9 protein-coding genes are annotated in these 13,659 nt (G+C 73.2%); all 9 read left to right on the top strand.

All coding sequences use genetic code 11. The features are described from left to right. The first annotated feature begins 297 nt into the window (after positions 1-297). The 9 genes from Pdca_RS19785 to Pdca_RS19745 all read left to right on the top strand — a co-directional run bounded on the left by Pdca_RS19785 (position 298) and on the right by Pdca_RS19745 (position 13,639). Positions 298-1,317, top strand: coding sequence for a hypothetical protein (locus tag Pdca_RS19785; protein WP_125911477.1), 1,020 nt, complete (start codon positions 298-300; stop codon positions 1,315-1,317). 107 nt (positions 1,318-1,424) lie between these two features. Continuing rightward, positions 1,425-1,754 (top strand): pilin, encoded by a 330-nt coding sequence (locus Pdca_RS19780; protein ID WP_232021063.1) that lies wholly within the window; start codon positions 1,425-1,427, stop codon positions 1,752-1,754. Positions 1,755-1,757: 3 nt separating this feature from the next. Further along, the gene (locus Pdca_RS19775) at positions 1,758-4,001 is read left to right on the top strand and encodes a hypothetical protein (RefSeq protein ID WP_125911476.1); all 2,244 of its coding nucleotides are present in this window, start codon (positions 1,758-1,760) and stop codon (positions 3,999-4,001) included. Next, a complete protein-coding gene (locus Pdca_RS19770; RefSeq protein ID WP_085916371.1) occupies positions 3,998-7,042 on the top strand; it encodes a PrgI family protein in 3,045 nt (1,014 codons plus the stop codon). The genes Pdca_RS19775 and Pdca_RS19770 overlap by 4 nt, the downstream gene beginning before the upstream one ends. Next, entirely contained in the window at positions 7,036-9,522 is a 2,487-nt protein-coding gene (locus Pdca_RS35215) for a DUF8128 domain-containing protein (protein WP_085916370.1), read from the top strand. The genes Pdca_RS19770 and Pdca_RS35215 overlap by 7 nt, the downstream gene beginning before the upstream one ends. Beyond that, positions 9,519-10,262 (top strand): recombinase family protein, encoded by a 744-nt coding sequence (locus Pdca_RS19760; RefSeq protein WP_085916369.1) that lies wholly within the window; start codon positions 9,519-9,521, stop codon positions 10,260-10,262. The genes Pdca_RS35215 and Pdca_RS19760 overlap by 4 nt, the downstream gene beginning before the upstream one ends. A 324-nt stretch (positions 10,263-10,586) precedes the next feature. Continuing rightward, the gene (locus tag Pdca_RS19755; RefSeq protein ID WP_085916368.1) at positions 10,587-10,949 is read left to right on the top strand and encodes a helix-turn-helix domain-containing protein; all 363 of its coding nucleotides are present in this window, start codon (positions 10,587-10,589) and stop codon (positions 10,947-10,949) included. Between the two features lie 194 nt (positions 10,950-11,143). After that, positions 11,144-12,220, top strand: coding sequence for a tyrosine-type recombinase/integrase (locus tag Pdca_RS19750; RefSeq protein ID WP_232021062.1), 1,077 nt, complete (start codon positions 11,144-11,146; stop codon positions 12,218-12,220). Between the two features lie 142 nt (positions 12,221-12,362). Then, positions 12,363-13,639, top strand: a protein-coding gene (locus Pdca_RS19745; protein ID WP_232021061.1) for an IS3 family transposase whose coding sequence is annotated in 2 segments (ribosomal slippage) — positions 12,363-12,651 and positions 12,651-13,639 — 1,278 coding nt in all. Because the reading frame shifts where the segments join, the coding sequence is not laid out codon by codon here. Positions 13,640-13,659: the final 20 nt, after the last annotated feature.

The raw sequence follows: 13,659 nt of genomic DNA, 5'->3' as shown, positions 1-13,659 counted from the left end.
GCGACCATGGTTGCGGGGTGTCGACACTGCGGTTTGCCGCGGACCGCTGCGGCGGTGTTCACCGCCCCGGGGGCCCGCCGGCGTTGCTCCGAGCGTTCGAGAGAGCGGCTTCGTCACGGTCGGATCGGTGCTGTATCGACATCGCGTCGACTCCGTGTGGGCGATCTGTCAACGCCTGCCGGTTCTGCTCTTCCCCGTTCCCGGATCGGTTCCGGGTTCCGTGGTGGCGGTGTGAGGAGTTCGGTGATGGCGGATAACGGGCGAGGCGATGGGATTCCGCGTCGGGATCGGGGTGTGGTGGCGGTGTTGGACGGGATCCGGGTGTCGTGGGAGTGGCTGTGCACCGAGCCGTATCCGGTGACGGTGGACGGTTCCCGGATCGCCGGGGTGGCGGATCGGGAGATCCCGCTGGGGGAGCTGCGGGCGCTGCTCCTGGACCGGTCCACGGGGCGGCCGGTGCGCGATGCGGTGTGGGCGCATCTGATCGGAAGGTCGCGACAGGAGGGCGCGACGTGGACGGTGGCGTGCGCGGGGATGGCGTTGCCGATGCTGGCCGGGGCCTATCGGGAGTGCGTGGCGCGCGTCGGTGGAGACGGTGAGGAGATCGCCTCCGCCGTGGTGACCGGGTTCCTGGCCGAACTCGCCGCGATCGATCCCGGCCGCCCGGGTCTGGCTTCGGCGCTGAGGTGGGCGGCGCTGCGCGCCGGGTTGCGCACCGGCCGCGTCACCAACTCCACGACCGCTCTTCTGCCGGATGAGGCTGCTGCCGAGGTCGCCGGTGAGTCGGCCGGATCGGTGGAAGGGCATCCGGATCTGGTGTTGGCCGGGGCGGTGGCGGCAGGGGTGCTGTCGTATGCCGAGGCGGATCTGATCGGGGAGACACGCCTGCAGCGGGTCCCGCTGCATGTCTACGCGACCCGGCACGGAGTGTCGGTCGGGGCGATGACGATGCGACGGCTGCGCGCGGAGGCACGGCTGGCTGAGCACTTGCACGCCCCAGCCACGCGCACCTCCGACCGGTCCCGCGTCATCTCGGCACCGCGAACCATCGCGCCGGCCGCGCCGTCGTCGACAGCCCCCGGGTGCGATGGGAGCGACACCGCTGAGCCCGTCGGGGCCTCGATCAGCACCGACCGACCAGCTCTCTCGTCGTCGCCGAGCGTGCTCGACGTGGCCGGGTCGACGACCCCGGACGCGCCGGAGAGCCGCAGTTCGACGAGCAAGCGCTCGGCGATGGAATCACTGTCGGTGACCGGGCGTTGTCGCCGGCGCACCCGAGGTGCCCGCCGCCCCGGCCCGGGCCAGGCGCAGCGATGAGCGGCCCGACGGCGTCGACCCCGAGCTTCCCGGGCGCGGGGCGAGGTGCGTCGACGGCGCGACGACCGATCGCCGGTCGACGTCCGCAGTGGCTCCGGTTCGGCGTAGTGCCACTGGTCGTGGTGCTGGTGTGCGCCCTGCTGCTGCCCGGCGGGGGGACGGCGTGGGCGGCGGGAGTGGTGCCGGTGCAGGCGCCGGCTCCGGCGGCGTCGGTGGAGCAGGTGTTGACGAATCTGCGGAACTGGGTGATGGGGATCGTCGGGGTGTTGGCGACGGTGTGCTTCACGATCGGCGCGGTCCGCTATATGGCCGCTGCCGGTGACATGGGTGAGGTGGAGAAGGCCAAGACCGCGTTCCGGTCGGCCGCGTTCGGCTACGCGATCGTCGTCCTGGCCCCGCTGCTGGTGTCGGTGCTCTCCGGCATCGTCGGAGCCTGACCGGTGACCGCCACAGCACCCCGCCCGACCCCGCGGCCGGTCACGGCCGGGCGCAACCACGGCCGGGTCGGCGTCCTGGTCGGCGGCTCGTCGGGGGTCGTCGTCCGAGCCTTCATCGTGGCCGTCGTGGCGGCGGCGATCGCCTCGCCGAGTGTCGGTGCGGACCCGGCGGCGTCGCCATCGAGCGCTGCGCCGGTCGTGATGACGGCGTCAGCGCCGATCGGGGTTCCGGTGTCGCCCATGTCGGTATCGGCCACGCAGTGGACGTCGAACACCGTCGTCTCGACCGTTCCGGCGCAAGCACCGTCGCCGGCACCGGTGGGGTCGTGCGGGGTGTTCGACGTAGCGGGCTGTATCGGGGAGGCGTTCACCGGGCTGCTGCGCGCAGCGGTCACCGATGTGGTCAACCCGGCGTTGGAGCTGCTGTCGGACACCTTGTTGTCGACGCCGCTGCCCTCGACGATCCCGCGGCTCACGGAGTTGTGGGGGGTATCGTGGCGGATCGCGCTCGCCGCCTACACCGCCCTCGTCCTGGCCGGCGGGTTGCTAGTGATGGTCCATCAGAGCGTGCAGACCCGCTACGGGGTGCGGGAGGTCGCACCGCGGCTGGTGGTCGGGTTCGTGGCGGCGTGGTGGTCGCTGCCGCTGGCCGACACCGGCGTGCAGATCGCGAACTCCCTGTCGGGTGAGCTCGTCGGCGGTGTCGACGAACGAGCCGGGATGGCCGGCCTCGCCGCGCTGGTGCGGGCGGCGATCACCTCACCTCCTGCGGTGGCGGGGGTGGCGGCGTCGTGGCCGCTGTTGCTCGCCTCCGCCGTCGTCGGGGTGCTGTTGGTGGCGGTGCTGGCGGGGTGGGTCCTGCGCGTGGTGATGGTGATCGTGCTCGTGGCGGGGGCGCCGCTGGTGGTGATGTGGCACGCCCTGCCCCAGACCGATCCGCTGGCCCGCTGGTGGTGGCGGGCGATGACCGGGCTGTTGTCGATCCAGGTCCTGCAGGCCCTGATCGTCTCGGTCGGCCTGGTCGTCCTCCTACCCGACCCGGACAGCCCGGACGGTACCGCGGGTGCGGCGGGGGTGTTCGGTCTGCCGAGCGGGCAGGCGAGCTGGGTGACACTGCTGGTGCTCGGGGTGTTGCTGTGGTTGTTGCTGCGGGTCCCGGGCTGGGTGTGGTCAACGGTCAAGTTGCGCGCGGGCGGCTCGTCGTTGCTGGCGACCGCGATCAAGATCGGGTTCGCGGTCAAGGGCGCCAGGCTGCTCGGCGCCGGGCTGGGTGGCGGCGCGGTCGCCGCCTCGACCCGCCGTCGGCTTCCCGGCGGGTGGGGCGATGTCTGCGATCCTCTCGACCGGGCCCCGATGCTGCCCAGCGGGCAGCTCGCCCTCCCGCTACCCGGGCTGCGGCCCCGCCGCGCCACCCGCCGGGCCACGCCCGTCCCACCGCCCGGTGAGGGGCGCAGGCCTGGGCCGGGCCAGCTGGCGTTGCCACTGACGGAAGGGGTGTGGCCGGAGCACCGGGCGGTCGCCGGCCGGGACGGGCAGTGGCGCCTGCCGATCGACGTCGCCCGCGTCCCCCGCACCACCGACACCCCGACCCCCACTGTCGCGGTGGGAGCGGGGCGGTCGCCGGGGCGTGGGGAGCAGCTGCGGTTCCCGGGCGACGGGCTGTGGCCCGAGCAGCGCGCGGTGGCGGGGGCGGACGGTCAGTACCGGTTCGCGTTCCCGGTCGCGCGCCGGCCATCACCGCCACGGTCGGGTGGGAGGGCGGGGAGTGGTCGTCCAGCGGTGGCGAGCTTCGGCGGTCGTCAGGTCCCGCTGAACCTGCGCCCACCGGATCCGTATCGCGGGGTGCGGGCACTGCGTTCGGGGCAGTACCCGCTCCCGCTGCCGAACCTGCACCGCACGCCCCGCCCCGCACCACCCGCACCGGCCCCACGACCGGATGCGGCGCGCCCGGCGTCGGGCGGGGTGCAGCTGAGGCTGCCGATCCCGGCCGGCCCCACACAGTCGTCGGCCGTCGCGCCTCGCCCCGCGGCTCCGGGCGCACCGCCGCGAACACCCACTCCGAGGACACCGCCCCCGACACCGCCCCCGCCCTCGACTCCGCCGGTTGCGCCGCGTCCGGCCACGTCGCCGTCGCCGTCGCCGTCGCCGTCGCCGGATCGTGCTGCTCCGCGGGTGCCGTCGGCTCCGATGCCGCGGGTGCGTCCGCGGCGGGCCCCGCGGCTACCGATGAGGAAGGACCCCCGATGAGTGCCCCGGTGCAGATCCCGGCCGATGTCGACCGCGAGGACCAGATCCTCGGCTCGCTGACCGCCCGCCAGCTCGCCATCACCACCGTCGCCGCGACCGTGGTGTTCGGGGTGTGGCAGCTGACCGGTCCCGCCCGGCTGCTGGTGTTCGCGATCGCCGTCGTCCCGGTCGCTGTCCTGGCGATCGCGCTGGTGGTCGGGCGCCGTGACGGCGTGCCTTTCGACCGTCTGCTTCTCGCCGCGCTCGGTCAGCGCCTCGCCCTGCCCGGAGTGCCACGCCGACTGCGGACGCCGGGGGTGGGGCGGGTCGTCGCCGCCCAGTTGCCGGTGGGCGGGGTGCGGGCGGTGGGCTCGGACCAGCTCGGGGTCGTCGATCTCGACGGGCACGGGTGGGCGGTGGTCTGTGCGATCGTCCCGATCAATCTGAGTTTGCGGTCGGGGGCGGAGCAGGACGCGGTGATCGGCGGGTTCGCCCGCTGGCTGCACTCGCTGTCCGGTCCGGTGCAGCTGCTCACCCGCAGCCGCCCCCTCGACCTCAGCGCACCGATCGCGCACCTGCACCAGCACGCTCACACCCTCCCCACCCGCGAACTCGCGGGCGCGGCGCTCGCCCATGCCGATCACCTGCACGATCTCGATAGCCGAGCGGAGCTGCTGCACCGGGAGATGCTGATCGTCTTCCGCGACCCCGCTCCCGCTCGCGGGGCGCGGGCCGGGGCGGCGGCGGGGCAGCGGCTGCGGCGCCGTACGGAGGAGGCCGTCGCGCTGCTCTCCCCGCTCGGGCTGCGGGTCAGCCCGCTGTCCAACGCCGAGACCGCCGCGGTGCTGCGGCGGGCCACCGCACCCGCCACCACCCTGCACCCCGACCACCCGGCAGCGGCTCCGGCTTCGCGGTCCGACGCGGTGTCGGTGCGCTCGGCGGACGACGACCCGCCCACCGTCGAACTCCCCGCCGTCTCGTCCGAGTCCCGTGCCGGCGAGGGAGTCCCGCCGGGACGCGGGCTGGTCCGGCGGCGTCGCCGGGAGGCCGTGACCGGTGGCCGGTCGCAGGCGTCGCGGTGGTTCGCGCCGGGCCGGGTGCGGGTCGCCGCCCGCCAGGTCGTCCTGGACGAGGTGTGCACGACGACACTGGTGGTGACCGGGTTCCCGCGTGAGGTTCCAGGGGCGGGGTGGTTGGCGCCGATCACCGGGCACCCCGGGCTGGTCGACGTCTCGGTCCATGTGACCCCCCTCGACACGACGATCGCCGCCGGACGGCTACGGCGGCGGCTGGCCCGCCTGGAGGCCGCCCGCCGCTCCGGCTCGATCCACGGCCGACTCCCCGACCCCGATGTCGACGCCGCCGCCGAGGACGCCCACTTGCTCGCCGAGCGGGTCGCCCGCGGGGAGGCCCGGTTGTTCACCACCACGATCACCGTGACCGTCACCGCGACCACCCCTGCGGGGTTGGATGGTGAGGTTGCGGCGGTGCGGGCGCTGCTGTCCTCGATGCTGATCACCGCCCATCCGGCGACGTGGCGGGCCTGGCACGGCTGGCTGACCGGGCTGCCCCTGGGGCTGGATCGCGTCGGGACCGGGCGGGTCCTCGACACCGCCGCCCTCGCGGCGGCGTTCCCGTTCGCCAGCCCCGACCTCCCACCACCCACCTCGCCGACCACGGTTCTGTATGGGCAGAACCTGGTGTCGAGCTCGCTGGTGTTCTGGGACCGCTGGGCGTGCGACAACTACAACTCCGTCATCCTCGGCCGCTCTGGGGCCGGGAAGTCCTACCTGGTCAAACTCGACCTGCTGCGCTCGTTGCAGACCGGGGTCCACGCCCAGGTCGTCGACCCCGAGGACGAGTACCGGCGCCTCGCCAACGCCGTCGGCGCGACCACGGTCCGCCTCGGCGCGCCCGGGGTGCGGATCAACCCGCTCGACCTTGACACCCACACCCTGCCCGACGGCACCCTGACAGCGGCACCGGACGCGCTCGCCCGCCGCCGCCTCACCCTCCACACCCTGCTCACCGTCGCCCTCACCACTACCGACCACAGCGCCGACGACCGTGCCCGTGCGGGGGAGCTGTCGGCGGCGGAGCGCGCGGTCCTGGACGAGGCGATCACGGCGACGTATCTGCGGGCCGGGATCACCGACGACCCTGCCACCTGGACCCGACCCGCGCCGTTGCTCGCCGACCTGCACCGCACCCTCACGACCCACGGTCAGGACCGGATCGCCCCCGGGCTGATCGACCGGGCCCTGCACCCCGACACCGCCGTCGAGGACGACGACCTCGACATCGACGCGGGCAACGACGCCGCGGTCGATCTCGCAGCCGGCAGCGCCGTTCGGAACGTTCACGCGGCCACGGACGGGATCGCGGCGGATCTGGCTGCCCGGTTGCGGCCGTTTGTCGACGGCGCGTTCAGTGGCCTGTTCGACGGCCCCACCAGCCACCCGCCCACCGCCGGACCGCTCACGGTGTGGTCGGTGCGCGAGGTCCCGGAGCAGCTGCGGCCGCTGGCCACGATGCTCGTCCTGGACGCGATCTGGCGCACCGTCACCCACCCCCACGACCGGCGCCGCCGCCTCGTCGTGGTCGACGAGGCGTGGCTACTGCTGCAACACCGGGCAGGCGCGCGGTTCCTGCTGCGCACCGCCAAGGCCGGGCGCAAGCACTGGTGCGGGCTCACCGTCGCCACCCAGGACACCGCCGACATCCTCGGCTCCGACCTCGGCCGGGCCGTGATCACCAACGCCGCCACCCAGATCCTGCTCCGCCAAGCCCCCCAGGCCATCGACCGCGTCACCCAGGTCTTCGGCCTGTCGGCGGGGGAGCGTGGGTTCCTGCTGTCCGCGCAGCGCGGCGACGGGCTGCTCACCGGCGGCGAGCAGCGCGCCGCGTTCACCGCGCTGGCCTCCGACCAGGAAGACGCCCTGATCACCACCGACCCCGCCCACCTCGCCACGCACTCCACAGACCCGGCGTGGGTCCGGCTCGACCCCGCACCGGCCCGCGCCGGGGCCCATCCCGGCGTCCACGTGGAGGGAGCGTGGTGACACCACTCTCCGCGATCCCCCTCGCCGAGGTTCTCGCCGTGCTGGGCGGCTCCGCCGCGATCACCGCCGTCGGGGTCACCGGCTCGTGGACGCTGCGGCGGGGCCGTGAGCGCCGTGACCGTCACGGGGCGGCGCGGGTGGAGATCGCGGTCCCGCCGCGGGTCGACCCGGGGTCGGCGACGGCGTTCTGGCAGCACCTGCTCGGCCTGCTGCCCGCCCGAACCCGCCTGCTGCGCCGGTTGGCCGGTGCGCCGCATGTGTCGTTCGAGTACGAGTTCGCCCCGGGCGGGCTGACGATCGCGCTCTGGGTTCCGTCCTCGATCCCGCCACCCCAGATCGCCGCCGCGGTGCGTAGCGCCTGGCCCGGCGCCCGCACCACCATCGCCCCGACCCGCCCGGCCGTCGACCCGGCACATGCCGAGGCAGGAGGGCGCCTGCGGTTGGCACGCCCGCCGCGGTTCCCGATCGCGACCGATCACCGCACCGACCCGCTCCGCGCGGTGATCGGCGCCGCGTCACCCCTGCCGGTCGGGCAGCGAGTGCTCGTTCAAGTCCTGGCCCGCCCGGTCAGCAGTGCCCGGATGGCCGCCCTCACCCGAACCCGGGCCAGGACGCCCGCGGCTCTCGCCGTCCGGATCGCGGGGCTGGTCGCGAGCGCGGCGGCAACCCTCGCGCAGGAGATCGTCACGACCCTCGTGCACGGCCCCGCTCACCGCGCCACCCAGCCCGCACGACCCCGGACCGCGGCGGGCCCGGATCGGTGGGTGGACTCCGCGCAGAACCGGGCCGCCGCGGGCAAGGCCCACGGCTCGGGCGGCGGCTACCGCGTCGCCATCCGCTACCTCGCCACCATCGACAGCCCGCCCGCCGAGCACGACGGCGGGGACCTCGCGCGGGCCGTGTGCGCGGCGCGGGCACGCGCGGTGGGGGCGGCGTTCGCCGGGTACTCCGGACACAACCACTTCCGCCGCCGCCCCCTCCACCACCCCACCACGACGACCGCTGCCCGGGCGCTGCGGGGCGGGGACCTGCTCTCGGTCGCCGAGCTGGCCGCGCTCGCGCACCTCCCGACCGACGAGCACGTCCCCGGCCTGCGCCGCGCCGGCGCCGCCGCGGTCGCGCCGCCCCCGCAGATCCCGGCCACCGGGGCGGGGGTGCGGCCCCTGGGCGATGCCGACGCCGTCCCCGCCCGCCCGGTGGGTCTCTCGGTTGCTGATGCGCGGCATCACGTGTGGGTGCTGGGTGCGACCGGTGCGGGGAAGTCGACGCTGTGCGTGCACGGGGTCCTCGCCGACGCCGCCTCCGGACGCGCCGTGGTGGTCATCGACCCGAAAGGCGACCTCGTCCACGACATCCACACCCGCCTGTCCGACCACGCCCGCGCCCGCACGATCCTGATCGACCCCGCCCACCCCGGCCCGCACGGCTGGCCCAGCCTCAACCCCCTCCACACCCCCGACCACCGCTCCGCGTCTACGCCCCCGGGGCCGGAGGTGGGGGACACCGCGGTCGAAAACGTGGTGAGTGTCTTTGCCCGGGTGTTCTCCTCCGCGTGGGGGCACCGCAGCGAGGACCTGTTCCGGGTCGCCTGCCTGACCCTGCGCCACCACCCCGGCGTCGCGAGCCTCGACCAGATCCCGGAGCTGCTCACCGACCGCGCCACCCGAGCCCGCCTCCTCACCGGCGTCACCGATCCACGGTTGCTGCGGTTCTGGCGGCAGTTCGACCAGCTCTCCGACCCCGCCGCCGCCCAGATCGCCGCACCCCTGCTGAACAAGCTGCGTGCTGTCCTGCTCCGCCCGTTCGCCGAACAGCTGCTGTGCCGACCCACCACCGTCGACCTGCCGCGGCTGCTCGACCGGGGCGGGTTGCTGCTGGTGCGGATCCCCAAGGGAGTGCTCGGGGAGGACACGGTCCGGCTGGTGGGGTCGTTGCTGGTGTCGCAGGTGTGGGCGGCCGCGCTGACCCGCATCACCCAGCCCGAACACCAGCGCCGCGACGCGAGCCTGTTGGTCGACGAGTGCCACAACTTCCTGAATCTGCCCTACCGGATCGAGGACATGCTCGCCGAAGCCCGCGGTTTCCGCCTCTCCCTCACCCTTGCCCACCAACACCTCGGGCAGCTCACCCCGGCGTTGCGGGACGGGATCGCCGCGAACGCCCGCAACAAGATCCTCTTCCAGCTCTCTCCGTCTGACGCCGCCTGGCTGGCCCGCCACACCCTGCCCGAGCTCGGGCCCCACGACCTCGCTCACCTCGACGGCTTCCACGCCGCCGCCGCTCTACTCACCGACAGCGCACCCGCCCGCGCGTTCACCCTCACCACCCGCCCCCTACCTCCGGCGGCAGCGATCCCCATGCCGGCCCGGGTCGGGTCCCGCGCCGACCGCCCCGCCCGCCGCCCGAATCCGGGCACCGCTCGGCCTGACGTTCGTGATCCTCGCCTGCACACACGCCCGAAGCCCGGGAGTCCCACATGACCCGTACCCGTCCCCGCCGCCTCGCCCGGCCGACCTCCGAGGCCGGAGGTTCCCGTCCGCGTACCGGGCGGCGCCGCGACGGCGTCGTGCTCGCCGCCACCGGCCACATCCCGCCTGCCCTGCGCGATCGCGTTCTCACCGAGCACCGCGCCCAGCTCGCCACCCGGGTCCGCGACGAGATCATTTGGCGCGTGCACCGCGGACTCCATCCGCTGCGGATCACCTACGGCTACCGCCGCCCCGCACTCCACGACCTGCACCCACCGAGCGAAGCGTGGGGGATCGCCGTGCCCGACCTGGACGTGGGACCTGACCAGCGCGAGAGCCCCGGCGCGAGAGCGGCCCGCACCGGCCGCGCCCAACCCTGCACCTGGCAGCTTGACCACGCATGCGCTCACACCGTGCGCGTCGCCGCGTCCTGGGCTCGCGCCGGGATCCCGCTGCCCGAGATCGCCCACCGCCTCGCCCACGACCCCGCCTACCCGCACCCGGTCACCCTGACCGGCACCCGACGCTCCTGGACCGTCGGCACGGTCCGGCAGATCCTCACCGACCCCGGCCTCACCGGGTACAGCGTCTGGGGCCGCACCCATCACCGGCGACCGGTCCCCGAACACCACTGGGTCATCTCACCCGACCCGACCCATCCCGCGATCCTGCCCGGCGAGCTGTGGCAGACGACCCGCCGAGCCATCACCACCGATCCGACCGACGCCACCCATCCGGCCCGAACCCGATAGCGCCGCACCGGCCCCACATCGCCGCCCGGGCGCCACCGGACCCCTGATGGCCCGGGGCCGACGACAGGGCGTCAGCGACGTCGTCAGCCCCCATTTCGGGCCACACCGTAGACCGCCGACGCCACCATCCGTCGAAACACCCGAAACCGATCATGAATCGGCATGTCGAACGGTGCGCCGCCCGATCGGGACGGAACCACGATCCGACTCCTCGAATCGAAGTATCCGAACGGTGAACCGTCGCGACCGAACGAGAAGCACCAGCTCGTTCGTTCGCGAGGCGCCATCCGATAATTCTGTGTCACCAACAATTGGAGCAGTCACATGCGTGACAGCGAGTCTTCTCGATCCGACAACTCCGTTCGGGAAACGGTTCCGCCCAGCGACGAGAACGTCGGAGTGCTTCCACTGCACACTCCCGCCGACGCCGCTCGGATCCTCGCGATCCGCGAGTCGTGGCTGCGCCGCGCCGCAGGTGAGCGACGTATCCCCGCCACCTACATCGGCCGACACCTGCGCTTCTCCCGCGCCGACATCGCAGCCATCGCCGCCGACGGAGCACGCCCCGCCCAGCTCGTTCCACGCAGGTGCCCGACGGAATCGACGACGCGCCCGCCGCGACGGATGGAATCGTGCAATTCACCCGACCGGCGGACTGGACGAAACCGCCCACCCAAGCGTTCATAAATGGGGTCGCCGCGATTCGATACGCGGCCACGGGAAACGCCGAATCGACCGAAATCGGATGTGGGTGACGCATGGCGTGGGTGTGTAAGAGTGCGCGCAGTACGTGGCGTGTGCGGTTCCGACGTGACGACGGCAGCATCGGGACGGTCAATGGATTCGCCTCCGAGACCGCCGCGCGGCAACACGCCGAATCGATGGAGACCGACCAACGCCGAGGCGTGTTCCTCGACCCCGACGGGGCGCGCACCACGGTGGGGGAGTGGGTCGAGCAGTGGCTCGACGCCCTCGACGTCTACGACACGACCGAAGCCCAGTACCGCAGCCTGCTGCGCAACCACATCCTGCCCCGCTGGGGCGAGCACGGCCTCGGCGAGATCAGCGCGATCAGAGTCAACGCCTGGTACAAGCAGCTTCGCGCCGACGGCTACGCGGCCTCGACCGTCGCCACCATCGGGAAGCTGCTGTCAATGTTGCTCTCCGACGCCGCCGACGAACGCCTCATCGCCGCGAACCCGCTCCTCGGGTCCCGCCGCCGACGCGGGAAACGCCGCCGCGAACGCACCCCCGAACGCCCCTGGGCGACCCACCAGCAGGCCCTCGCGATCGCCGACAACGCCGCACGCCTACCCGGCGCCGGGCAGGGGGCGGCCACGCTGATCGTCACCGCCGGATGGACCGGCGCCCGCTGGGGCGAGCTCACCGGCCTGCAGCGCCACAACCTGCACCTCGACCCCACCGGCGACACCACCAGCTACCTGGTGATCGACCCCGACATCGGCGCCCTGCACGAAGTCGGGAACCGGTTGTTCCTCGGACCCCCGAAGACCCCGGAATCGGCCCGCACCATCGCGCTACCGCCGTTCCTGGTTCCACTGCTCGCCGCGCACCTGCGCTCCCACCCACACCGGCACGTGTTCGTCTCACCCCAGGGAGAACTGCACCGGCGCAGCAACTTCTCCCGCCGCGCGATGCGCCCCGCCGCCGACGGCACCGAACACCTCGCCCGCCCCGCCGTCGCCGTCCCGCCCGCACGGCCCGGCCTGACGTTCCACGGGCTACGCCACAGCCACAAGACCTGGATGATCGCCGACCAGATTCCCGACATCGCCCAAGCCCGACGCCTCGGCCACATCCTCGGCGACAAGATCGCCCAGACCTACTCCCACGTCGCCGCCGAGGTCGACGCCCGCCTTCTCCAAGGGTTGCAGGATCGCTGGGACAAAGCCGTCGCCGACAGCGGAGACATCCCCGACTGGCGCGCCACACCCTGACCGACACCCCAGTCCTCGCTACCGGAACACACTCCGCGAGCGAATCTGAGATGTGCGGCCCTGTGGGTCAGGGCCAGGTCCACACCGCGGCCTGAACCGCCCCGGCGTGTCGGGAGACTTGATCTTCTGAGGAGATGGAGTCATGACACGTCGTTCCCAGCCGCCGTATCCGCCGGAGTTGCGTGAGCGGGCGGTGCGCATGGTCGCCGAGGTCGAGTCGGACTACGACTCGCCGTGGGCGGCGATGAACGCCGTCGCCACCAAGCTCGGGGTCGGCACCGGGGAGACGGTGCGCAAGTGGGTCCGTCAAGCCGAGATCGACGGTGGTGTCCGGCCGGGCACCACCACTGAGGAGTCCGAGGAGGTCAAGCGGCTGCGCCGGGAGGTCGCGGAGCTCAAGCGGGCCAACGAGATCCTCAAGGCTGCTTCGGCTTTCTTCGCGGCCGAGATCGACCGGCCACACAAGCGTTGGTGAGGTTCATCGACCAGCACGCCGCCCGCTCCACGGTGGGACGGCGGTGGGGTGTCGCGTCGATCTGCGCCCAGCTCGCCGAGCTGGGCGTGGCTATCGCCCCGTCGACCTACTACGCCGCCCGCGCCGCGGCGTTGAGGGCCCCGAGCAGACAGCAGGTGCGTGACGAGGAACTGACCGCTCAGATCAGCAGGGTGTATGCCGAGAACTATGGCGTCTACGGCGCTCGGAAGGTCTGGATCCAGCTGGGCCGCGAGGGCATCGACGTCGCCCGATGCACGGTCGAGCGGCTGATGCGCGCGGCGGGGCTGGCCGGGGTCCGCCGCGGACGCCGGGTCCGCACCACGATCGACGGTGGTGGGCCGCGGGCCGGTGACCTGGTCGAGCGCCGGTTCGACCGGCCGGCCCCGGACCAGCTCTGGGTTACTGACTTCACCTACGTGCCGACGTGGTCGGGGATGGTCTACGTCGCCTTCGTCATCGATGCCTGTTCGCGGCGGATCCTGGGCTGGCGCGCGGCCACGTCGATGCGTACCGAGCTGGTGCTCGATGCCCTCGAACACGCGGTATGGACTCGCGCCCGACAGGGCCATAAGGACCTGTCCGGGCTGGTCGCACACTCGGATGCGGGGTCGCAATATCGGTCCATCGCCTACACCGAACGACTCGCCGCGGCCGGCGCGGCGCCCTCGGTCGGGTCGGTGGGCGACGCGTATGACAACGCGTTGGCGGAGTCGACGATCGGGCTGTTCAAGACCGAGCTGATCAAGCCGAGAGGTCCGTGGCGCACGGTCGAGCAGGTCGAGATCGCCACCCTCGAGTACGTCGACTGGTTCAACCACCGACGGCTGCACTCCGCTGCCGCGGACCTGCCCCCGGCCGAGCTGGAGGCCGCGCACTACCGTCAACACATCGGCCAGCCCGAGTCAGAGCACTCAACCCGATAGCTCTCCGGACACGCCGGGGC

This window comes from Pseudonocardia autotrophica (genome assembly GCF_003945385.1).
Classification (GTDB): domain Bacteria; phylum Actinomycetota; class Actinomycetes; order Mycobacteriales; family Pseudonocardiaceae; genus Pseudonocardia; species Pseudonocardia autotrophica.
The sequence above is the reverse complement of the archived record's forward strand: the minus strand, read 5'-3'. Positions and strand labels throughout refer to the sequence as shown.